Source organism: Leifsonia sp. AG29 (assembly GCF_009765225.1).
Lineage (GTDB): Bacteria > Actinomycetota > Actinomycetes > Actinomycetales > Microbacteriaceae > Leifsonia.
The window spans coordinates 182,949-204,606 of the sequence record NZ_VMSF01000001.1 but is presented as its reverse complement, the minus strand read 5'-3'; the positions used below and the strand labels follow the sequence as shown (position 1 = coordinate 204,606).

The following is a 21,658-nucleotide window of genomic DNA, read 5'->3' as shown; positions in this document are numbered from 1 at the left end:
GTGCGAGAAGCCCCCGGGGTCGCACACCACCGGCCGGCAGAGATCGCCTCAGGAGGAGCCCGCTTCTTCAGGCTACGCTGCGGCACCCCCGATGGCTATGAAACCCGGCTAACGCGGAGGGACGATGAGCGCCGTCAGTGCTCGATCAGCGTGACCCGGTCCTTCCCCCGGCTCTTCGACCGGTACATGGCGCCGTCGGCTTCGTGCAGCAGCTCCGAACCGCCGAGGATCGCCGCTCCGGCGCCCACCGTGACGCCGATGCTCCCCGAGATCGATCGCTCCCAGCCGTCGCCGACGATCGGTTCCCGGATGGCGAGGCGGATCCGTTCCGCGATCTCGGCCGCGTGCTGCTCGTCGGTGTTCCGGCACACGACGATGAACTCGTCGCCTCCGTAGCGGCAGACCAGGTCCTCCGCGCGCACGGCCGCGACGAGACGGCGCGCGACCTGCCTGAGGAGTTCGTCTCCCGCGGCGTGGCCGAGCTCGTCGTTGATCGTCTTGAAGTCGTCGAGGTCGACGAACAGGAGGGCCAGAGGTTGCTCCCGCTCTTCGGCTTCCACCACCGCGGCCGCCAGCCGGCTGCCCAGGAGGAACCGGTTGGCGAGACCGGTGAGCGGGTCCTGGAGGGCGATGGCCGCCAGCTCTCCCTGCAGGCGGATGCGCCCGAGCGTCTGCACCGCCTGTCTGCCCAGCGCACGGACCATGTCGAGCCGGTGCTCGTCGATTTCCGGCTCCCGGGCGAAGTAGCAGGCGATGGCGCCGGCGGCCGTTCCGTCCCGAATCAGCGGGACGGAGACCGCGGTCTCCAGGCGAGCCGCTCTGAGCCCACGGCTCACCGTCGAGTCGGCGTCGTCTCGCACCGACCAGGTGCGGATGTCCTGCTCGTCCAGCAGGTCGGCCGTACCGCCGGGCAGCGTGGTGATGGCGACGGGGATCGGCCCTCCGGCGACGGCCGGCTCGGAGCCGGCGAGGTGCACTGCGACGACCGTCGCGTTCAGGGCGGAGCGGACGATGTCGGCGAGCGCCTGGGCGAGGGAGGCGTCGGTGCGGCTGTCCGCGAAGGCGGCGGTCGCGTCCTGAAGCACCCGGGTGCGCGCCTCCGACTCCTCCGCGCTCCGCCGGGCGATGAGGAGCTGCCGTTCGTAGTCCCTCCGCTCGGAGCCGGGGAACAGCGCATAGAGCGCGACGGGCTCGCCCTCGCTCTGCGGATCGAGGGTGGCGTTGACCATGACGAAGAGGTCGTCGCCATCGGGAGCGATCAGGGAGAGGGCGACTTCGCGCACGTCACCTCGCAGCCCCAGCGACGGGAGCAAGCGCGTCTCGTAGAAGATCCGCGATCCGGGCTCGAGCAGGTCGGCCAGAGCGGTCCCGCTCAGCTCCTCCGGGGTCCGGCCGAGCCACCCCGCGAAAGTCGTGTTCGCACGCAGCACCCGGCCGACCGCATCGGTCACGAGCAGGCCGCACGGGACGCGCTCGTACAACTCGGCCGGCGACAGCGCCCTCTCGGCGGAGGACAAGACGTCGTCGCTCACCTGAGGTGCGCCCTGATGGCCCGCGCGAGCTCGTCCGGTCCGGAAAGGCTGGGCGTGTGACCCGTCGCCGACAGCTCGACCAGCCGGCTGCCCGGGATCTGCTCGTGCACGTAGTGCCCGACGGCGTCCGGCGCGATCACGTCCTCGGCGCACTGGAGGACCACCGTCGGCACGGTCACGTCCCGGAGGTCGCGCCGGTTGTCGGAGAGGAAGGTGACGCGGGCGAACTGGGAGGCGACGTCCGGGTCGGTCCGGCAGAAGCTCGCCGACAGTTCCGCCCCGATCTCCGGACGATCCGGGTTGCCGGCGATGACCGGCGCCATGTCGGCCGACCAGCCGAGGTAGTTGGCGTCCAGGGCCTCGAGCAGCTGGCGGATGTCCGCCGTGCTGAAGCCTCCCCGGTAGTCGCCGTCGTCGATGTACCTCGGCGACGGACCCACCAGGAACAGCTGGCCGAAGCGGTCGGGAGAGATGTTCGCCGCCAGCACGCCGATCATCGCGCTGACGGAATGGCCGACGAACGCGACATCGTGGAGGTCCAGCGCCTCCATGATCTCGAGCAGATCGTCGGCGTAGCCGTGGAGCGAGTCGTACTTCGTCCGGTCGTACGCGCTCAGGTCCGACCGGCCCGACCCCACATGGTCGAAGGTGATCACGCGGTGGTCGTCGAGGAAGTGCGGGACCACTCGCCCCCACAGCTCCTGGCTGCAGCCGAAACCGTGGGCGAAGACCAGCGGCCGGCCGGACGGCACGCCCCGATCGCGGACGTCGTTGCGCCGAACCACCTCAACGCTCACTGTTCTCGCCTCACCCGCGCCTCCCCGTCGATGAGGAGGGGCGTCCGCTCATTATGGACGCTGAATCGCGGGTGGCTCAACGCGCGGGACCCGGGTGGGTCCCGAGGATGAAGCCATGCTCACCCGTCCACGGGTGTCGCGGTGACGATGACGTTGTCGCGGTAGTGCCCGGTCGAGTCGTCGAAGACGCCGCCGCACGTGATCAGCACGAGCCGGGTCGGGCCGGTCGGGGTGAAGTACCCGGCGAGAGATCCGGGCGCCTTCTGAGGCTGGGCCACGCCGTCGACACGGAAGGACCGGCTGCCGTCCGCGCCCGAGAGTGCGACCTCCATCCCTGCCGCGGCGTCCTTCAGTCGACTGAAGGGGCCGATCCCGTCCCACGCGTCGATGTGGGAGACGACGACGATCGATCCGGTCCGGTCTCGGAGGCCCGAGGAGAAGCGGTACCAGCCGGCCTTGTGCGATTCCGGAGGGATGCTGACGTCCCCGGTGGCGTCCAGCCCGACCGAGACGACGGGCATGTCGATGCCCAGGGCGGGGACGGTGACACGCACCGGCGGCTCGGCCGGCAGCCCCTGCGGGTCAGCGCGGCTGTCGATGTCGGTCCGCGGGATGTCCGTGATCGCCGGCGCCGGAGGGGAGGGCGGCGTCGCCGACGCCGTGGGTCGGGGAGCCGACGTCGCGGTGGAGGACGGGGCGCCCTCCGCGGCGCACCCGGCCAGCGGGACCAGCGTGAGGGCGGCGGCCACGGCCGCCGCCCCCACACGGGCTCGGAACGACAGGCTCATCCGCGGGCGTTGGCCGCGCGCTTCCTGCGTGCCACGATGCCCGCCGTGAGCGCACCGGCGAGGAGGAGCGCAATCGCTCCCACCCACAGCCCGGTCTGCTCGAGCTGAGCGGCCTGCTCGGCGCGGTACGCCGCACCGGTGGTACCGGCCTGCACGCCGTTCGGCGGGGTGCCCAGGCCGTCGATCGTCTGGATCATCAGCGCGAGGTTCTTGTCGGTGGCGCTGCCCCAGGCGTACACGATGGTGTTCGTGCCGTCCTTGATGGTCACGTCGGCCGGCCCGATGAGAGCGGGCTGAGTCGTCCCGGTCGCGGTCACGCTCGCCGACACGGTGGAGGCGGGGAGATCCAGCTTCTGCTCGTTCGGGTTGGTGAGGTTGCTGATCACGGCCTTCCCGCCCACGACGACGTCCACGGCCGGCGCCGCGGCGACGTGGCGAACCGTCAGTCGCCCCTGGCCCGCAGCGGTGGCCGAGGTGTCGTTGGTGAACAGCGTGGCAGTGGGCTTGCCGTTGGCGTCGAGATGCGCGACGGCCGAGTAGTTCCCTCCGGCCGCCAGCGACAGGTCGATCGGGCCGATCACCGGGTTGTCCGTCGCCGAGGCGGCGCCGACCTTCGTGATCGACACGCTGTAGGTGCCGGGAGCCAGGTCGAGCGGGCCGGCCATGGTTCCGGGCTGGAAGTTCTTGACGGTGTCCGTACCGTTCACCCACACGTCGACCGGGGTTCCCGGCACTCCGTGGATGACGGACAGCTGGGCGTTCGAACCGGCCGCGGTGGCTGGTGCGGCACCGACGGCGAGGGCGAGGGCCGCAACCGCTACCGCGGCGGCGGAGACTGCTCTGATCTTCATCGATCCTCCTTGGGTAAGGGCGCGGGTTCGCGCCGCATGCCTATACGTTCCGGAGGATCGGGGGTTCGGATGCATCGAGTCCCCCAAGAGTGCAGGTGGGACCGGTCAAATCGCGCACTCTGGGGGGGACTCGATAGCCGGGGGGGGCGTCGAGCCCCCCAAGACTGCACGCGCGAGGCGTGGACCGGCGCATTCTGGGGGGGACTCGGTGGCGGATGCGAAGCGCCGCCGTGTCTCAGTCGAGCGAGTCGGCGATGGTGCGGATCAGCGAGTGCTGGCGGCGGACCTGCTCGATGGAGCGCCACGGGTCGCGCTCCCCCTCGTATTCGCTGGAGAGGTATCCGGTGTAGCCGGAGTCTTTGAGGGCCTGGAGGACAGGTCGCCACGGGATCTGCTGATCCTCGAGGTTCTCGTCGATGTCGTGGAATTTCGCCTGGATGAAGACGACGTACTTCGCGATGTCCTTGAAGTCCTCCGGGTCGACGCCGATGCCGTCGAGGAACGCCGGGCGGGTCTCCCGCGTCTCCCCCTCGCGGAGGGGAATCGGCCGGTCCTGGAAGATCCCGGTGTCGATGAGCAGGCCGAAGTGCTTCGTGCCGGTGCGCTCGATCAGGGCGATGTAGTCATCGACGACGGGGTGCTTGATGGGCGTCGGCGAGTGGATCTCGGGGCAGATCACGATGTCGAGCTCGGCCGCGAGGTCGAGGGAGCGCTCCACGGCCTCCGTCCAGATCGGGTCCGGGATGAGGTCGCTCGACACCACTCCGATCTTGGGGCGGATGGTCGTGAACCCGAGGCGGCTCGCGAGCCGCAGGTCGCCCCGCAGCTTCTCCGCTCCCTCCAGGGCGGTCATCGGACGGGCGTTCGGGCCGCGCGAGTGAAGCCGGGTGTCGATCCAGGAGCCGAAGTTCGTGGGCTCCAGCGAGTAGGTGTCGAGCAGGGCGAACCACGCGTCGATCCAGTGCGTGGAGGGTTCCGGATAGTTCTCGACGTGTCCCTCGCCGAGGATCTCGACACCCGTCGCACCGACATCTGCGACGGCGCGCAGGGAGCTCTCGGGGTCGAGCACCGTTCCGAAGTCGGTCGTGAAGCTGTACAGCGAGACGCCGTACTTGAAGGGAGCCCCGCCTCCATCGGGAGCGAGTGTCACGTGCTTGGTCTCGCGGAACACCGATGGCTGGTGCTCCTCGGGGATGTACGACATGCGGAGGCGCAGGTCGATCGCGACCTCGTGCACGCCCTGCGGCAGACCACCCTCGAACGGCACCGTGACCACCGCCGCCTCTTCGAGCTGCCAGCGCACCCCGTCGCTGTCCCAGAGCTCCTGCAGCGTGTAGGTGCGGTCGCCGAACGTCCACCGCGGCACGTCGGCCGGGACGTCGACGAGATCGCCGACCCTCACGGCCACACCATCGATCAGGGAGGCGGCGAGCCCGCGGTAGTTCGGCATGCGAAGCCGCAGTTGGAACCCGACGACCCGGTCGCCCTCCCGGACGTTGCGGAAGCCGACGGACTGGATGAGGTCTCTTTCGAGAAGCATCGGTGCTCACTCTCTTGCTGGGGCCGCTGCGGATGCGGGCTTGAGCCATTCTGTCCGTTTCCGACAGAAGAATGCAAGGTCTGGACACAACTGATCGAGCCAGCCAGGTACATCGAACCGTCAGTCACCGTGAAGTCCGGTGCACGTCGACGTTCATCTTCGGTGGACGGTCGTGAAGGACACCGAACACACGTAATCTGTTCGGGGGGCCCGGCCGCCGCTCTCAGCCGGCGGGCGCTCTTCCAGCACCGGCCCCCTCGGGAGGAATCATGTTCTGCCGTCCGACCGCGTCCTATCGATTCGCGGCCGCCGCGCTCTTGTGCGGCATCCTCCTGACCGGCTGCACAGCTGCTCCTTCTTCCACACATTCACCGGTCGCGCGCGAGTCAACCCAGAGCGCTGCGCCTGCAACGACTCCCTCTGCGACTCCGACCCCGACGCCGACCGCGACGGGAACGTCGGCCACCGCCAATTCGCCGCAGGTCGCCGTGTTCGAATCGCCGGGCGGCGCTGTCGCGGAGTCGTTGGCGAACCCGCAACCGTCCGGAGCCCCGCTGACCTTCCTCGTCGCCTCGAGCCAGGGCGACTGGCTGGAAGTCGACCTCGCCCAGCGCCCGAACGGCAGCACCGGGTGGATAAAAGCAGGCACGGTCACCCTCCGCAGCCTCGTATACAGCCTGCAAGCGTCCACCGAACAGAACACCCTGACTCTGCTGAAGAACGGGACTCCGGTGAAGACCTACGCGGCCGCCACGGGCACGGGTGGCACACCCACGCCGCACGGATCGTTCTACATCACGGAACTCCTCAAGCCGACGAACGACGGCTATGGGCCCTACGCGTTCGGTCTCTCCGCGTTCTCCGATGTCCTCTCCAGCTTCGGCGGCGGACCAGGCCAAATCGGACTCCATGGCACCGACGACGCCGCCAGCATCGGCCACGCCGCAAGCCACGGCTGCATCCGCCTGTCCAATGCCGACATCACCGAGCTGGCGAGCCTCCTCCCCCTCGGGACACCCGTCGTCATCGGCTGACTTGGCGCGTCCCGCGAGTACCTGACACGACCCGCGAGAGGGACCTCCGGGGTGACTCGCGGACGAGCGTCCCGGTCAGCCGGTGAATGTCGCCGGCGCGTTCACGGGAGTCGCCGGGGCTGCGACCGGTGCAGGAGCCGAGACGACCGGGTTCGCGGTGACCTCGAACGAGAGAGGAGCAGCCTGAATGTTCAGGGTGTCAGTCATGGCGCCGAGGCCGTAGGTACCCGGATTCGCGTAATTGCTACCGGGCTTGGGGACGAAGTGAAGCGTAACGACCCCGGAAGCGCCCACAACGACATCGGGACCGGCCGGGTCGCCCATCACGGGTGTGTAGATACTGAACTGGACGGTGGAGCCCGGGGCGAATCCCGAGAAGGTCGCTGTGACTCCCGTACTCAGGTAGTCAGAGAGTGCACTGGTAGCCGGGCTCACCGACGATGTCGGCTTGGTGATCACATCGATCGTCGCGGTGGCGGACGGCGAGCTCGCTCCGGTGACCGTGATCGTGTGGGTGCCGAGGGTGGTGCCCGTAGGGATCACTGCGACTCCGCTGTATTTACCGGTCGCATCCGCGGACTCCGAAACCTGCCCGTACGTGGGGAGCGGGTCGGAATCGAGCGAGAAGGCCAGCGCCTCGCCCGCCGTGAAACCCGCGGCAGTGAGCGTGACCTGGCCGTTCGCGGTGACCGTCGTAGCGCTCGAAACGAGGGTTGTGGACGGCACCGCTTCTGCAGCGACGGGAGCCCCGATGGCCAGCCCCAGGGCGAGCACGCCCGCCGAGAGCAATGCTGCCGTTCGCGTCACCTTTCGGCGATCCGTGGTCCCGAGGGCGGTTGAGCGTGACGACATGGGTGCATCCCCTTCGATGGTGTGCAGTCGCAGTCACACACAGCGCTGACGGCGGCGCGGCGCCCCTTCCGTCGGGCCCGCTCGACATGAGTCTAGGGTCCGCAGCCCGCTGGGCCAGCAGCTGAGAGAGACAACCTCGCCTCCCTCCCCCGCATTGGGGGACCGCGCACGGACCGCTCCCCCACCGCCCGACGCCCAGCAGAACAACGCGCCTCGGCGGCCCGAGCCGGCCTCCCCACCGCTAGGAACCCGTTAGCATTCCGCTCGCTTCCGTATGGAGATCGCGAGGATCCCCCGCGCGCGCGGGAACGCGGCGCACGCTGGAAGCATGAACGAGTTCCTTCGGCGCCTGACCGAGGGCCGCGCCCCCTGGGGGACCCTCGACGTGTCCCCTGCGAGCCGGGGCCTCTGGCAGCGCGTCCGGCTGACGGTCTACCCGCCGGGAATCACGCACGGGGAACGCCGCGCGTTGCATGTCGCGCACATCTGGCCCGTCGCGGGCGGGATCCTCTGCCTGTTCGGCCTCGTCGCGCTGAGCGGCGCGGGCCCCGTGCTGAGCTTGGCGGCCGTGCTGGCGGCTTACGGGGCAGGCTTCGCCGTTACCGCACGGCTCACCCGAGACCTTCGCGGACGCAGCCGAGTCCTGACGGTCGCTTCAGAATACGTCGGCGGTGAAGTGCGCGAATTCGGCGACGTCCACCTCCTGCGGACTTCCGTCGGCCGGCTGACGGAGCTGGAGAACCGGCGGAGATCCGGGGACGTGACCGCGGTCACGTACGAAGCGGAGTGGGCGGCTGTGTACGACGCACTGCCCGCGAAGACAGCTCCGGCCCTCCAGGATCACTGAGACAGGACGCCGAGGAGAACCACAGAGAGCAGGAGCGGCGCCGGCACCGGAACGACCGGCGGCAGCGGGATAGGCAACGGCGGCGGCTGGACCGGCACCGGGGCTGGGGCCACGGGTGGCTGCGGAGCGGGCGCGGGGCTCGACGGCCCGGCACCGGTGGTCTGCGCCGGTGCCGGTGCCGGTCCGGCAGGCACCGAACCGCCACTCCCGGCAGCACCCCCGCCAGCCGTTCCGCCTGCAGTTCCCGCACCGCCGGAGCCGGCCCCGGCGACTCCGCCCGTCGCCGAGGTGCCACCGGGTCCTGTCGGTCCGGGGACGGTTACCGCTGCCGAGGAACCTCCGCCGTTCTGCGGGGGCGTCGTGCCACCCGTCCCGGCCGGTGCGACAGTCAGGACGACCTTCGTTCCCATTGCTGCGCGCTCCCCCGCGCTCGGGAATTGCCGGATCACGACGCCGCTCGTCAGGGCGGTGGCCTGGCCGCCGGACTCGGGGCGCACCTCCGTCCTGAACCCGCTCGAGCGCATGACGTCCGCGGCGCGGGGCTCAGTGAGACCGACGACATCGGGTACGGATCGAGCGACCGCAGGAGCCGCCGCCGGCGGCACGGGGGCACGGGAATGATCAGGTGCGGGCATCAGGCCGCTGATGCCGAGGGGCGCGACCACCAGTGCCGCCACCAGCGCGGCGGTCACCACGCCTCCGGTCGAGAACGGGTGCGAGACGATGACAGCTCCGATGCGGCCGAGTCGCCTGGGCCGCTCGACGTGCCTGCCCGCCATGACCTCTTCCTGCCCGATCCGAGCGACCGGCAAGGCGCCGGCCGACTTCCGGAGACTGTACGCCGGGCGCGCGACATTCGGGAGGGGCGCGGATGGTCCTGTCGCCGCCCGGGCATCTCCGCGGCTGTTCGTCCCCTGTTTGGGGGCCTACCTTCGCGTCCCAGCCGTGGGAGCCTCCTATTATGAGGAATGCTCGGGTTAACTCCCTGGACCCGATACGGGGGCGGCGTCGGCTCCGTACTGTCCTCATCGGCGCGATGGCGGCCATACTGATGACCTCGGGCGTGGTGGCCGCCGGGCCGCCGGCGCACGCGGACGATGGATGCAATGCGGCAGCCAATCCCATCGTCTGCGAGAACGCGCTTGCCGGCGCTGACCCGTCGGTCTGGGACGTGGACGGGTCGGGCGATGACACGATCCAGGGATTCTCGACCGATATCAGCGTGAACATCGGCGGCACGATCGGGTTCAAGATCAATACGAACGCGCCCGCCTATACGATTCAGATCTTCCGGACGGGGTATTACCAGGGGCTCGGTGCGCGCAAGATCGCCGATGTGACTCCGTCGGTCTCGCTGCCGCAGACGCAGCCGGCGTGCTATTGGGACCCGACGGTCGAGCTCACCGATTGCGGGAATTGGGCGCTTTCCGCGTCGTGGTCCGTGCCGCCGTCAGCCGTCTCGGGCGTCTACATCGCGCTGCTCACCCGCACGGACACGGGCGGCAAGAGCCAGATCACTTTCGTCGTGCGCAACGACGCCAGCCACTCGGATGTGCTGTATCAGACCTCCGACCCGACGTGGGAGGCGTACAACACGTATGGAGGCTCGGACTTCTATCAGGGAGCGGCGAACGGGCGCGCGTACAAGGTGAGCTATAACCGGCCGTTCGCGACCCGTGGCAACAATGCGGGCCGGGATTTCTACTTCGGGGCCGAGTACCCGGAGGTGCGGTTCCTGGAGAAGAACGGCTACAACATGTCGTACTTCTCCGGGGTCGACACCGACCGGTACGGGTCGCAGCTGCTGAACCACAAAGTGTTCCTCTCGGTCGGGCACGACGAGTACTGGAGCACCGGGCAGCGGGCGAATGTGCAGGCGGCGATCAACGCGGGCGTGAACGCGCAGTTCCTCTCCGGTAATGAAATGTACTGGCACACCCGGTACGAACCCTCGGTCGCCGGTGCGGCCACGAACTACCGCACCCTGGTGACTTACAAGGAGACCTGGGCCAACGCCAAGATCGACCCCTCCACGACCTGGACGGGGACGTGGCGGGATCCGCGGTTCGCCTCGACGGCGAACGGAGCGGGGCTGCCGGAGAACGGCGTCACCGGGACGATGTACATGTCGAACTTCTCCGACCTGCCGATCACGGTCACGGCCGCTCAGGGCAAGACCAGACTCTGGCGCAACACCAGTCTGACCTCGCTCGCCGCCGGGTCGACCAGCGCACTCGCGCAGCACACCGTCGGGTACGAGTCGGATGAGGACCTGGATAACGGGTTTAGGCCGGCCGGGCTCGTCGACCTGTCGACGACGACCGGCGCCGTCCCCCAGTACCTGCAAGACTTCGGCAACACCGTCGCGCCGGGCACAACCACCCACCATGTAACGCTGCACCGAGCGCCGAGCGGGGCGCTGGTGTTCTCAGCAGGCACCATCCAGTGGTCGTGGGGTCTGGACGCCGAGCATGACGGCACCGGCGCGGCCGCCGACCCGCGCATGCAGCAGGCGCAGATCAACCTGATGGCCGACATGGGCGCTCAGCCCGGATCGCTGCAGAGCGGGCTGACCGCCTCCACGAAGAGCACCGACACGACACCCCCGACCGTGACCGTCACGTCGCCGGCGGCCGGGGCGAGCATCGCGAACGGCGCGTCGGTCACGGTGACCGGCACGGCCTCCGACGTCGGCGGCGTGGTCGCCGGGGTCGAGGTGTCGACCGATGGAGGGACGAGCTGGCACCCCGCATCCGGAACGAATTCCTGGACTTACAGCTACGTGCAGAACGGTCTCGGCACGCAGACGATCCAAGTCAGGGCGACGGACGACAGCGGCAACTACCCATCGTCGCCGACAGCGGTCCCACTCACGGTGACCGGCCCCGCGTCGATCCTGGGGTCACAGGTCCCGGCGGTGGCGGACTCGGGTGACGCTTCCGCGGTGGAGGTGGGATTGCAGTTCACGGCGCAGCAGAACGGCTTCATCAGCGGGGTCCGGTTCTACAAGAGCTCCACGAACACCGGCACCCACACCGGATCGCTGTGGGACACCTCCGGCAACCGGCTCGCGACCGTGACCTTCTCCGGTGAGAGCGCCTCCGGCTGGCAGACCGCCTCCTTCACCTCGGCCGTGGCCGTGACCGCGGGCACCAAGTACGTCGTCTCCTACTCCGCCCCCGCCGGCCACTACTCGGCAACCTCATGGGCGTTCGCCTACCGCGGACTCTCCGACAACGTCTACTCGGTCGCCGGCGGCTTCGGCGCCCCGGCGGCTGGTGTGTACAGCAGCGCGCTGGGCACCTACCCGCAGAGCAGCTACAACAACGCCAACTACTGGGTCGACGCCGTCTTCACCACCGTCGACAACTCACCGCTGACCGCCTCCAGTCAATGGCCGCTCCCCGGCTCCTCCAGCGTGCCGCTCAGCACCACCATCGGCGCGGTCATGTCGAAAGCGGTCGACCCGGCCAGCATCGCCTCCACCGTCAAGGACGCCAACGGCGTCACCGTCGCAGGCACCGTCACCTACACGGCCTCGACCCGCACCGCGACCTTCACCCCCACCTCCGCGCTGAATGGGTTCGTGAACTACACCGTCACCATGACCGCCAAAGACCTCTACGGAAAGACCCTGTCCTCCGGAGGCGCCTGGAGCTTCACCACCGTCAAACCCGACCCCGCCCCCGGTGTGTGCCCGTGCAGCCTGTTCACCGACTCGACCGTTCCATCGATCCTCGAAGTCAAAGACTTGCCCGTCACGCTCGGCGTCAAGTTCTACAGCACGGTCGCCGGAGCTGTTACCGGCGTGCGCTTCTACAAGAGCGTGAACAACACCGGCACCCACGTCGGAACCCTGTGGACCTCGTCGGGGCAACAGCTGGCGACCGGCACCTTCACCGGCGAGTCCACCGCCGGCTGGGAGACGCTGACCTTCTCGACGCCGGTCAACATCGCCGCTAACACCGACTACCTCGTGTCGTACCGCTCTCCCACGGGGTTCTACTCGGCGACACCGGGCGACTTCTCCGGCTCCGGAATCACGCGGGCGCCGCTCGTGGCGGGCAACGCGGTCGCTGCGTACTCGTACTCCGACGGCTTCCCGAGCTCCGCATCCACGACGAACTACATGGTCGATGTGGTGTTCGCTACACCCGCCAGCCCGCTGACGGTCGTCTCCGAGTCGCCAGCCAGCGGCGCGGTGAACGTCGACCCGGCGACCAAGGTGTCGATCACCGTCTCGGGCCCGGTCGCCAGCGGGTACGCACTGTCGGTCTCCGCCGGAGGCTCGGCCGTCGCGGGAGCGGTGTCGCAGTCGAGCGACGGCTCGACGATCACCTTCACCCCTGCGGCCGCACTGCCGGCCGGGGCAACGATGACGGCGACGCTCTCCGGTGCCCGATCCGCGGGAGGGGCGACACTCGCGACACAGAGTTGGTCATTCACGGTCAAAGCCGCGGCGCCCGCATCGCTGACGCTGGGCGACTTCAACTCCGACGGCCACGCCGACGTGCTGGCCCGCGACGGCAGCGGCGCCTTGTTCCTGTACCGCGGCAATGGCGCGGCCGGCTGGCTGAATCCCGCAGGGGTCCAGGTCGGTTCCGGATGGAACATCATGACCGCGATCGTCTCGCCGGGCGACTTCGACGGCGATGGCCACAACGACGTCCTCGCCCGCGACGCCGCCGGGGCGCTTTGGCTCTACCCCGGAAACGGTGCGGGAGGGTGGGGTACGCCTCGACAGGTCGGCTCCGGCTGGAACATCATGACCAGGATCGTCGCCGCGCACGACTTCACCGGCGACAGCTACCCGGACATCGTCGCGGTCGACGCCTCCGGTGCGCTGTGGTTGTACCCGGGCAACGGGCACGGTGGCTGGCTCGCCCCGCAGGCTATCGGTTCGGGCTGGAACGGGATGACCTCGATCGTCGGAATCCGCGACTTCGCCGGCGACGGCAACCCGGGCCTGCTGGCGCGCGACCCGTACGGCCGGCTCTGGTTCTACGCCCACAGCGCCTCAGGCTGGAAGCCGCCGGTCGTCGTCGGAAGCGGCTGGAACATCATGACCGCCATCGTCTCCGTCGGTGACTTCACCGGCGACGGCCACGACGACATCCTCGGTCGCACCTCGAGCGGCGCATTGGTGGTCTATCCGGCGAGCGGCCTCTCGGGCTGGGGACCCCCGGCCCAGGTCGGCTCCGGCTGGAACATCATGACCTGGATCGGCTGAGGGAACGGCGCGACGGTTCCCACGCGGATTAGAATCGTGCGCGTGCCGTCGCCGCTCGGCGAGTTCCTCGCCCACAGCCGGTCCCGGGTCGACCCGTCCACGGTCGGGATCGAGAGGGGCGGCAGGCGCCGCGTGCCGGGGCTGCGCCGCGAGGAGGTGGCGGCGCGCGCCGACGTGAGCGTCGACTACTACACGCGGCTGGAGCAGGGGCGCGAGGTCTCGCCGTCACCTGCGGTCGCGGAGAGCATCGGCCGGGCGCTCGCACTCGACGAGCACGGGATCGCGCACCTGTACCGTCTCGCCGGGCTGACCCCGACGCGCGGGGAGGCGACGCCCGCGACAGTGGACCCGCGCCTTCACGCCCTGCTGGCGGAGTGGCGCGAGCACCCGGCGGTGATCCTCGGTCACGCCTTCGACGTCCTCGACACGAATCCGCTCGGCGAGGCTCTGTTCCTCGGCTTCCCGCAGAGCCGGAACATGCTGGCGTCGCTGTTCGTCGACCCCACTGCCCGAGACCTCTACGCCGACTGGGAGCAGATCGCCGAGAGCACGATCGCGGGCTTCCGGCTGCTGGAGTCGGCTCAGCCGCGCGACCCGCGCATCGTGGAGCTCCGGGATGGCCTGCTCGCCTCCTCGGCCGAGTTCCGGTCCTACTGGAACGAGCACCGCGTGCAGGGGCGCCGGCTCGAGGTCAAGCGCTTCGCGCATCCGCTCGTCGGTGACATGACACTGAGCATCCACTCCTTCGACGTCCGCGCAGCGCCCGGGCAGGAGCTGGTCGTCTACCGCGCCGAGCCGGGGACGGTCTCAGCCCGGCGGTTGGGGCGGCTGCGCGCGTCCCTCGATCGCCCGAGCGGCTGAGCCGCTGAGCGGGGCGGCACTCCGCCACCCCGCCCGGGGAGTCGCCGCCTACTGCGCAGTCCACCCGCCGTCCACCGCGAGCAGGGCGCCCGTGATGAACGATGCTGCCGGCGACGCGAGGAACGCGACCGCCTCGGCCACCTCCGCCGGTGTGCCGATCCGGCCGATGGGATGCGCGGGCCCGAAGGACGCGAGCATCTCACGGCCGTTCTCGACCACGCCCTCCATGATGTCGGTATCGATGACTCCGGGCAGCACCGCGTTACTGCGGATGCCGTGTACGCCGCCCTCGATCGCCAGCACACGCGTGATCTGCGCGAGCGCTCCCTTGGAGGCGGCGTAGGCGGTCTGCGTCGCGAACGCGACGATGGAGGACACGGAGGCGATCGAGACGATCGAGCCGCTGCCGGCCTGCTGCATCACACGGAACGCCTCCCGCGCGTGCAGGAAGTTGCCGCGCGCGTTCACCGCGAGGATGGCGTCGAACTCCTCGGCGCTGGTTTCGGTGATCGGCTTGTTCAGGGTGCGGCCAGCGTTGTTGATCAGGATGTCGAGCCGGCCGAAGCGCTGCGCGGCGAGGTCGATCGTCGCGCGGGCGGCCTGCTCGGACGACGCATCGCCGACGTAGGTGGCAACGTCCGGGGCATCGAGGTCGCGGACGGAATCCGCGATGTCGCTGACGACCAGCCGCGCCCCGCGGCTGCGGAGCAGGTCGGCGGTGGCGCGGCCGATTCCACGGGCGCCACCGGTGACCACGGCGACCTTGTCGGTGAGGTCATAGAGCGATGAAGTGTCGGGCACGGTGATGAGTCCTTCCAATCAGGGGGTCTTCATCAACGATGCCGGGACGGTGGAGACGCGAGAAGGACGGGGTCCTCCGGGGTGCGGCGCACCCCCCTTGCCGGATGCGGCGTGCGGGGACGACGGGCCGCGCGCCTGACGCCTCAAGCCGCCGCTCCGCGGACCGGGCAGTGCAGACCGTGCGCCGCGGGCCAGCTCAGACTAGATTGTGGTCACCGGCCGCTGGCCGGCGGCGTCCCGACAGTGAGGGCGGTGAGCCACGTGATGCCTGATCCCGCTGCGACCGAGGAGAGAGCGCCCGCAGGCAGCGACGACCGCACGGTCATGGTGCATCCGAAACGCACCTTCCATGGCATCCTGCGGGCGGGCGCTCTCGCCTCCGTCCTCCTCGTGGCAGCGGTCGTCGTCGCGCTGGTGTGGGCGAACATCGGCGGGTATGAGGCCTTCTGGACCGAGCCGGTCGGAATCACGGCCGGTCGGTTCGCACTCTCCTTCGACCTGCGTACCTGGGTCAACAGCGGACTCATGACGCTGTTCTTCTTGGCGGTGGGGCTGGAGGCGCGCCGGGAACTGGATCTGGGCGACCTTCGCGAGCGCAGCCGCCTGATCCTCCCGATCACCGTCGGCCTCGTCGGCATGGCGCTCCCGGTCGCCGTCTACCTGCTCGTGAACCAGGGACTGGACTCGGCTCGGGCCTGGGGCGTGGCGATGTCGACGGACACGGCCCTCGCGCTCGGCATCTTGACACTGCTGGCCAGGCGAGCGCCGAAGCGCACCCGCACCTTTCTCCTCACGGCGTTCGTCGTCGACGATGTCGCCGCCCTGATCATCATCGCCGTGCTCTACAGCGGGCCGATCTCCCCGCTCCCCCTCCTCGTCGCGGTTCTGGCATTCGCGGGCATCATCGTCGCGCGGAGGCTCGACCGGACGATCGGACGCAGCCTGGCCATCGTCCTCGGCGTGCTGATGTGGCTGGCCCTGCTGCTGAGCGGTATCGACCCGGTGGTCTCCGGTCTCGCCATCGGCCTGGCGACGTCGGCCTACATTCCGGTTCGCGCCGACCTGGAACGAGCCACCGGGCTGGTTCGCGACTATCGCGAGAGCCCCAACGCCGAGCTGGCGCGGTCGGCGGCGGCCGGGCTCGCGGACTCGTTGTCCGAGAACGAACGGATCCTCTACCGGCTCAGCCCGTGGACCAGCTATGTCGTCGTGCCGATCTTCGCGCTTGCGAACGCGGGCGTGGTCATCTCGCCCGAACTGCTGGCGCGCGCCTCCACCAGTGCGATCACGATCGGCATCGTCGTCGGCTATGTGATCGGGAAGCCGGTCTCGGTCGCCGGCGGCTCCTGGCTGCTCACCAGGTTCTCCCGCGGGCGCATCCATCCACAGGTCGGCTGGCTCGCGGTGGTGGGCAGCGGCACCGCTGCCGGTGTCGGCTTCACCGTCTCACTCCTCATCGCCGGCATCGTCCTGACCGGGGAGGGGCTGGCCGAGGCGAAGATCGGCATCTTCTTCTCTGTGATCGGCTCCGCCGCGCTCACGTGGCTGGTCTTCGCGTGCGTGAGGTTCATCCCGGCGAACCGGCGGAGCCTCGCCCTGAACGGACGGCCCGACCCCACCCTCGACCTGTTGAGCCCCGTCGACCCTGAGGCGGACCATGTGCGCGGTGCCGAGAACCCGCAAGTGACCGTCGTCGAGTACGGCGACTTCGAGTGCGGGTTCTGCCGCCGCGGCGAACCGACGGTCCGTGAACTCCTGGAACGCCACCCCGACGTGGCGGTCGCGTGGCGCCACCTCCCACTGACGGACGTCCACCCGAATGCGCTCCGCGCCGCCGAAGCTGCGGAAGCGGCGGCTGCGCAGGGCGCGTTCTGGCCGATGCACGACCTCCTGCTGGCGCACCAGGACCGCCTCGGCATCCGCGACCTCGCGGGCTACGCTCAGCAACTCGGCATCGACGCCGAGAAGTTCCTGGACGACGTCCTCTCGCACGCTCACGCCGACCGCGTGCTGAAGGACATCGCCTCCGCGGATCAAAGCGGCGCGGCGGGCACCCCCACCTATTTCATCAACGGGCTCCGCCACGAAGGACCTGTCGACATCGACTCGCTCTCGAAAGCGATCAACGCCGCCCGCGCCGGTGCAGGAAACGCGCAGCGGTCTTAGCCGCGTAGCGCCTCACTGAAGCGACCGTCGTTTACCCGAGATCGACGCGCGCGTGACCTCCGCGAGCTTGGCATGCGCGAGTTCCGCATCACCGGTCTACGACCAGCGCCTCGTTTGGAGGCGCCGCATGCGCTCACCGACGCCATCGCCGGATTCATAGCTCGCGCCGCGCCGAACCTGCCATTCCCCGACATCACGGGAACGCGCGCTTGAACCTCTGGATCTGCAGTGCGGCGGACATGGCGAACAGAAGGGCGCCGACGATCACACCCACGACGATCGAGACTGGCGTCCCCGCGCCCATGGCCCCGATGAAGATCGCCACGCCGGAGCCGCCGACGACCGCATTCACCGCGCCGACCATGCTGGCCATCGTCCCCACGACCCATCGCCTCGACGACCGCATGCCCAGCATGGCGTACGCATCGGAGGCATCATCCCCGGTCGTCTCGAAGAACGCGGGCGCCTCGGGGTGCACGCCAGCGTAGTAGCGCCGGATACGCGCCATCCCGCGCAGAGCCCGGATGTTCTCGATCGCCGTGTCGATGAGACGGGCGATGGTGAACCAGCCAAGCACGAACACGGTCGTCAGGGCCGCGGCCGCGAACGGCAGGAACAGGCCGGGCGACGCCCCCGAGACGAAGCCCAGTGAGACAAGGGCGCTCGACAGCGTCACCAGGTACAGCGAAGACCGGCTGCTGGACTCGCTGATGGATGCGTTCGATGCGCCCTGCAACACGAAGTACTCGGTGTTCAGCACGCCGAGGAACTGGGCCAGATCGGCCCGCTCGTCACTCACGGTCACACCCTAACGGCACAAGAGGCCATCCGGGGCTTAGCTCCGGCCAGACGCGGCGCCCCTGCGGGCCGGTCTCCGGAGGTGGCGGTAGCCGCCGCCACACGAGGAGGCGTGGGCTGAACGTTGGCGGGAGTCGGTGGGGGGAGGCATACTCTAATTCGCCACAGAAATTTTAGAACATGAGATTTTGCGGCGATCGTTCTGAGCCGCAGTTGCTGTGGCAATCCCTCACCCAGAGAAAGCCCTGAGATGACCAACCCTCCTCCGATCATGCCTATCGTCGCCCCTGCCGTCGTTTCGCCGGCCAGCGCCGCGGACGCCCCGCGCGAGACTCCGACCGATGCGCTGGCGGCGCCGACCGCCCGTTACAACGTCCTGTCTTTGATCGGCGTCGTCGTGGTGAGCATGAACCCGATCCTCGGTGTCGTGCTCGCCCACATCGGCTTCGGCCAGCTGCGACGCACAGGGGAGCGCGGCCGCGGTCTCGCGATCACCACCCTCATTCTGGGCTACGGCCTCCTCGCACTCACCGTGGTGTGGGCCGCGGTGACGGTCGCCATCGTGATCGCCGATCCGGCCGCGTTCGGGTTCGCCTTCGACCCCGCCAGCGGCGACGGCACGAGCCACGGCTTCGACCCGAACGATTACTCCGACTCGGACAGCCGCACCGGCGGCTATTCCTCCGACGACTACGACTACTGACCGCGAACGCCAGGAACGAGAAGACCATGCCTAGTCACCTAACAACAGAAACGAAGGGCAGAACTGTGTCTGCCCACCCAACCGAGGAGCGAGCCATGCCGCGACGGCGTCTGCGTGCCGTGGGCGTCCTCGCCGCCTTCGTCGCAGGAGGCATGCTCCTGACCGGTTGCGTGCCCACTGCCGGCGGCGCGAGCGGACCCAAGACGACGGCGGCGTCTCCGCGGACCACGACGAAACCTCCGAAGCCGAAGGCGGAGACCCGTCCCGAGAAGGTGTCGCGCGCCGAGTCCGGATACACCTGGACCAACAGCCGGAACGTAGGTCTGGCTTCTGAACCGTCCAAACCCGCCTTCCTGAATCACCTGGCCACGTCTCCTGACTGGGAGGTCGTCCCGGAATCCACTCGGATGGACGCGGGCCAGTGGGTGTACAAGTCCAAGACGAACACTTGCGAGATCTCGCTGTTCCAGGGCGCCTTCACCGACGTCGCCTCCGCGGGCTCCGATGACCGCGCCTACACGCTCGACGTGTACCGCGCCCTGCTCGGGGAGCATTTCGCCGCTGACCAGATCACCGAGTCCCGCATCGGCTACGGCGTCAACAAGGCTCCGCAGCCCGGAGACCCCGGCGTGGACGGCCTGTCATTCATCGGCAACGGGAACCTCTCCGTCTGGGCGCGCGGATTCACCTCGATCGGTATGGGCCTGATCATCGTTGGGATGTGCGGGAACGCGGCCGACCTTCCCACCGTCACCGACACCATCCACGAGGTCGGCGTCGTCAACTTCTGAGCACCGACAACCGACTCGCCCCGCCGACGGGGGCCCGGGACCGCTCGGTCCCGGACCCCACCCAAACGCTCTGCGTGATGCTCTTTCCCGGTTCGGTGATGCCGAGCCTCCCGGTGAGTACGCCTATCTGGCCTACCTGAGATCCAAGGACCGCGTCTATTGGGAGGACAAGCCAGCCCGAATGCCGACAGAGGAAAGACGCCGGCTCACCCCGAAGACGGCGCTGTGGCTATCGGGGATCGCGGCCGCGCTCACCCTGTTCTGGGTGTGGGCCAAGTACTGGGTCTAAGTGACGACGCGCAGCGCCGACCATCAGGCCGCGCCCCTGCTGTTGGTGGGATGGCTCGAGCCGTTTCGCCGCGCCCATTCGGCCGGGATGGCGGCGAGCCGGCCGAGCGGAGTCTCCAGCGGCCCGCGCCGACCGACCAGCGCCAGAGCCGCACCGAGGGCAAGGAGAAGGCCGACATTGGCCAAGAATGCGGTCCAGCCCGTGAAGCGGGGGAGCGGCAGCCCTTCGATCATCCACACGCCGCTTGTGAGCGCCAGCAGGAGGAGGTGGGCGGCATAGCTGGTGAGGGGTGCGCTCCCGGCGGCGAGCACGGGTCGCAGGAGGATTGGGGCCGGCGTTCGGAGGGGAAGAAGCAAGCACGCGCCGATGATCGCGGTGGCGACCCCCACGCCGCGGGCAATGTCCAGCACGGTCCCGGTGTGGGGGACATCGAGGGCGAGAGCTGCCCACCCGGTGGGGGCGCCGTACCCGGTTCCGAGGAGGAACTCATCGATACGGTCCTTCATCGGTGCGAGTTGTTCCGGGTCGACCCTGGAGAGCAGGTCGGAGAGCAGGTCGTTCCGGGCAAAAGCGAAGTACGCCGCGGTGGAGAGCACGTGGGCGCTCATCGCGGCGGCGGCCCCGACGACGAGCGAGCGGACCGCGAACCGGTGGAGTGTTCCGGCCTGGATGGCGGCAAGGACTCCGCGCCCGAGGAGGATCCCGATCAAGGCGTAGACGATCCAGGTCGTCACCGGATAGGTGCCGGTCAGAAAGATCCCACGTGCGTAGGCGAGCGGATCGGCAACCAGCTGGTCGATCCCGGCCGAACCCGTCTCGTTGACCAGGCCGAGGCTCGTGCGTACGGCCACATTCACCGCGGGCCCGCCCACCGCCAGGACCCCTGCGCCGACCATCAGCACTCAGGAGCGCGCACGGATAAACGCGGCCATGACCACGAAAGTCACCCCCAGGTAGACCAGAATCACCACGGCGGGGGACGGCATCAGCCCGAGAAGAAGCCCGAGGCCGACCAGTCCGGCGCCACGGGCGACGAGCGCCAATCGAGCGGTGGCGGTCGCGCCGGCCTGGAGTGCGGCCCGGGAGGCCAGCGCTGCCCCCACGCCCGCGAGCACGGCGAACAGCGTTGACGCGTTCCCGTTCGAGAGGTCCAAGACCGGATTCGGGGCGGTCACCTGGAGTGTGTGCACGGCGATCATGCCCACAATTGCGAGGAACCGCGCCAAATCGATCCCCGGCATCCGGGACGACCGGACACGGCCACGGCGTTCCGGGTTCCGGCTCATCGCTGAACTCTCCGCCCGCTGCAATTGATACATTCAGAATTTCTGATGTGGTATCTCATAGTGAGATACTAGGTCGGAGGCCATGACGAAGAAAGCCGAACGACGTCGGCCCGACAAGCGTGCGAGAGGGAGACCACCATGTCCGAGGAGACCACGCCGTCACCCGCGCCGACCCCCGTGTATGGGCCGCCGGCTTACGCCGTGCCGATCTACGCAGCCGCGCGCGAGCCCAAAGGGCTCAGCATCACCTCCATGGTGCTCGGGCTCGTCTCGATCGCAGCCGGGTTCACCTTCGTGGTCCCGGTCGTCGGGCTCGTTCTCGGCGTCCTCGGCCTGCGCAAGGAGCCAGCGGGCCGCGGCATGGCCCTCACCGGTGCCATCCTGTGCTCGGTGATCCTTTCGGTGTGGGCCCTGCTCATCCTCGGCATCATGCTGATTTCTCTGCTCTTCCTCGGCGGGGCGGCGATCAGCACTCCCCACACATGAGCGCGG

19 protein-coding genes are annotated in these 21,658 nt (G+C 69.1%); 8 read left to right on the top strand and 11 right to left on the bottom strand.

All coding sequences use genetic code 11. The features are described 5' to 3' along the window. Positions 1-134: 134 nt before the first annotated feature. The 5 genes from FPT20_RS00975 to FPT20_RS00955 all read right to left on the bottom strand — a co-directional run bounded on the left by FPT20_RS00975 (position 135) and on the right by FPT20_RS00955 (position 5,508). Positions 135-1,532 carry a sensor domain-containing protein gene (locus FPT20_RS00975; RefSeq protein ID WP_233265337.1) on the bottom strand — a complete coding sequence of 466 codons (1,398 nt, stop codon included), beginning with the start codon at positions 1,530-1,532 and terminating at the stop codon, positions 135-137. Beyond that, positions 1,529-2,329: an alpha/beta fold hydrolase gene (locus FPT20_RS00970; protein WP_158861813.1), complete on the bottom strand. Its 801-nt coding sequence runs from the start codon at positions 2,327-2,329 to the stop codon at positions 1,529-1,531. The genes FPT20_RS00975 and FPT20_RS00970 overlap by 4 nt, the downstream gene beginning before the upstream one ends. Before the next feature lie 119 nt (positions 2,330-2,448). Further along, a complete protein-coding gene (locus tag FPT20_RS00965) occupies positions 2,449-3,117 on the bottom strand; it encodes a class F sortase (RefSeq protein ID WP_158861812.1) in 669 nt (222 codons plus the stop codon). Beyond that, complete coding sequence (locus tag FPT20_RS00960) at positions 3,114-3,968, bottom strand: DUF4397 domain-containing protein (RefSeq protein WP_158861811.1); 855 nt, start codon at positions 3,966-3,968, stop codon at positions 3,114-3,116. The genes FPT20_RS00965 and FPT20_RS00960 overlap by 4 nt, the downstream gene beginning before the upstream one ends. A gap of 235 nt (positions 3,969-4,203) precedes the next feature. After that, positions 4,204-5,508, bottom strand: coding sequence for a C-glycoside deglycosidase beta subunit domain-containing protein (locus FPT20_RS00955; RefSeq protein WP_158861810.1), 1,305 nt, complete (start codon positions 5,506-5,508; stop codon positions 4,204-4,206). Between the two features lie 488 nt (positions 5,509-5,996). Here FPT20_RS00955 and FPT20_RS00950 point away from each other — a divergent pair, with 488 nt between their 5' ends. Then, the gene (locus FPT20_RS00950) at positions 5,997-6,542 is read left to right on the top strand and encodes a L,D-transpeptidase (protein ID WP_233265336.1); all 546 of its coding nucleotides are present in this window, start codon (positions 5,997-5,999) and stop codon (positions 6,540-6,542) included. A 75-nt stretch (positions 6,543-6,617) separates the two neighbouring features. Here FPT20_RS00950 and FPT20_RS00945 read toward each other — a convergent pair whose 3' ends face one another. Further along, positions 6,618-7,349, bottom strand: coding sequence for a hypothetical protein (locus FPT20_RS00945; RefSeq protein ID WP_158861808.1), 732 nt, complete (start codon positions 7,347-7,349; stop codon positions 6,618-6,620). A 373-nt stretch (positions 7,350-7,722) separates the two neighbouring features. Between FPT20_RS00945 and FPT20_RS00940 the strand changes: the two genes are divergently transcribed. Continuing rightward, a complete protein-coding gene (locus FPT20_RS00940) occupies positions 7,723-8,241 on the top strand; it encodes a DUF6611 family protein (protein WP_158861807.1) in 519 nt (172 codons plus the stop codon). On the opposite strand, the gene FPT20_RS00935 is transcribed toward FPT20_RS00940, so the two are convergent. Then, positions 8,235-9,020, bottom strand: coding sequence for a PASTA domain-containing protein (locus FPT20_RS00935; RefSeq protein ID WP_158861806.1), 786 nt, complete (start codon positions 9,018-9,020; stop codon positions 8,235-8,237). The two genes, FPT20_RS00940 and FPT20_RS00935, sit on opposite strands and share 7 nt — an antisense overlap. A 257-nt stretch (positions 9,021-9,277) precedes the next feature. Between FPT20_RS00935 and FPT20_RS00930 the strand changes: the two genes are divergently transcribed. Next, on the top strand, positions 9,278-13,471 hold the full coding sequence (locus tag FPT20_RS00930; RefSeq protein ID WP_158861805.1) for a N,N-dimethylformamidase beta subunit family domain-containing protein: 4,194 nt from the start codon (positions 9,278-9,280) through the stop codon (positions 13,469-13,471). A 42-nt stretch (positions 13,472-13,513) separates the two neighbouring features. After that, complete coding sequence (locus FPT20_RS00925) at positions 13,514-14,332, top strand: helix-turn-helix transcriptional regulator (protein WP_158861804.1); 819 nt, start codon at positions 13,514-13,516, stop codon at positions 14,330-14,332. A gap of 48 nt (positions 14,333-14,380) precedes the next feature. Here the strand turns inward: FPT20_RS00925 and FPT20_RS00920 are convergent, their stop codons facing one another. After that, positions 14,381-15,133, bottom strand: coding sequence for an SDR family NAD(P)-dependent oxidoreductase (locus FPT20_RS00920; RefSeq protein WP_158861803.1), 753 nt, complete (start codon positions 15,131-15,133; stop codon positions 14,381-14,383). Positions 15,134-15,385: 252 nt separating this feature from the next. On the opposite strand from FPT20_RS00920, the gene FPT20_RS00915 reads away from it, so the two are divergent. Then, on the top strand, positions 15,386-17,299 hold the full coding sequence (locus tag FPT20_RS00915) for a Na+/H+ antiporter NhaA (protein ID WP_199245630.1): 1,914 nt from the start codon (positions 15,386-15,388) through the stop codon (positions 17,297-17,299). A 193-nt stretch (positions 17,300-17,492) separates the two neighbouring features. Here FPT20_RS00915 and FPT20_RS00910 read toward each other — a convergent pair whose 3' ends face one another. Beyond that, on the bottom strand, positions 17,493-18,098 hold the full coding sequence (locus FPT20_RS00910) for a hypothetical protein (RefSeq protein WP_158861802.1): 606 nt from the start codon (positions 18,096-18,098) through the stop codon (positions 17,493-17,495). A gap of 249 nt (positions 18,099-18,347) precedes the next feature. On the opposite strand from FPT20_RS00910, the gene FPT20_RS00905 reads away from it, so the two are divergent. Next, the gene (locus FPT20_RS00905; RefSeq protein ID WP_158861801.1) at positions 18,348-18,800 is read left to right on the top strand and encodes a DUF4190 domain-containing protein; all 453 of its coding nucleotides are present in this window, start codon (positions 18,348-18,350) and stop codon (positions 18,798-18,800) included. A gap of 95 nt (positions 18,801-18,895) precedes the next feature. Continuing rightward, positions 18,896-19,591, top strand: a complete 696-nt coding sequence (locus tag FPT20_RS00900; RefSeq protein WP_158861800.1) for a hypothetical protein — start codon at positions 18,896-18,898, stop codon at positions 19,589-19,591. 312 nt (positions 19,592-19,903) lie between these two features. On the opposite strand, the gene FPT20_RS00895 is transcribed toward FPT20_RS00900, so the two are convergent. Continuing rightward, positions 19,904-20,776, bottom strand: a complete 873-nt coding sequence (locus FPT20_RS00895) for a hypothetical protein (RefSeq protein ID WP_158861799.1) — start codon at positions 20,774-20,776, stop codon at positions 19,904-19,906. Positions 20,777-20,782: 6 nt separating this feature from the next. Continuing rightward, positions 20,783-21,199: a hypothetical protein gene (locus FPT20_RS00890; protein WP_158861798.1), complete on the bottom strand. Its 417-nt coding sequence runs from the start codon at positions 21,197-21,199 to the stop codon at positions 20,783-20,785. A gap of 105 nt (positions 21,200-21,304) precedes the next feature. Between FPT20_RS00890 and FPT20_RS00885 the strand changes: the two genes are divergently transcribed. After that, positions 21,305-21,652 carry a hypothetical protein gene (locus tag FPT20_RS00885; RefSeq protein ID WP_158861797.1) on the top strand — a complete coding sequence of 116 codons (348 nt, stop codon included), beginning with the start codon at positions 21,305-21,307 and terminating at the stop codon, positions 21,650-21,652. Positions 21,653-21,658 lie beyond the last annotated feature (6 nt).

What these genes read in the sequence shown, in the direction of transcription:
- FPT20_RS00965 (WP_158861812.1), bottom strand. Translation starts at nt 3,117, where the DNA reads ATGAGCCTGTCGTTCCGAGCCCGTGTGGGGGCGGCGGCCGTGGCCGCC.
- FPT20_RS00960 (WP_158861811.1), bottom strand. Translation starts at nt 3,968, where the DNA reads ATGAAGATCAGAGCAGTCTCCGCCGCCGCGGTAGCGGTTGCGGCCCTC.
- FPT20_RS00955 (WP_158861810.1), bottom strand. Translation starts at nt 5,508, where the DNA reads ATGCTTCTCGAAAGAGACCTCATCCAGTCCGTCGGCTTCCGCAACGTC.
- FPT20_RS00940 (WP_158861807.1), top strand. Translation starts at nt 7,723, where the DNA reads ATGAACGAGTTCCTTCGGCGCCTGACCGAGGGCCGCGCCCCCTGGGGG.
- FPT20_RS00935 (WP_158861806.1), bottom strand. Translation starts at nt 9,020, where the DNA reads ATGGCGGGCAGGCACGTCGAGCGGCCCAGGCGACTCGGCCGCATCGGA.
- FPT20_RS00930 (WP_158861805.1), top strand. Translation starts at nt 9,278, where the DNA reads ATGGCGGCCATACTGATGACCTCGGGCGTGGTGGCCGCCGGGCCGCCG.
- FPT20_RS00905 (WP_158861801.1), top strand. Translation starts at nt 18,348, where the DNA reads ATGACCAACCCTCCTCCGATCATGCCTATCGTCGCCCCTGCCGTCGTT.
- FPT20_RS00900 (WP_158861800.1), top strand. Translation starts at nt 18,896, where the DNA reads ATGCCGCGACGGCGTCTGCGTGCCGTGGGCGTCCTCGCCGCCTTCGTC.
- FPT20_RS00895 (WP_158861799.1), bottom strand. Translation starts at nt 20,776, where the DNA reads ATGGTCGGCGCAGGGGTCCTGGCGGTGGGCGGGCCCGCGGTGAATGTG.
- FPT20_RS00890 (WP_158861798.1), bottom strand. Translation starts at nt 21,199, where the DNA reads ATGTATCAATTGCAGCGGGCGGAGAGTTCAGCGATGAGCCGGAACCCG.
- FPT20_RS00885 (WP_158861797.1), top strand. Translation starts at nt 21,305, where the DNA reads ATGTCCGAGGAGACCACGCCGTCACCCGCGCCGACCCCCGTGTATGGG.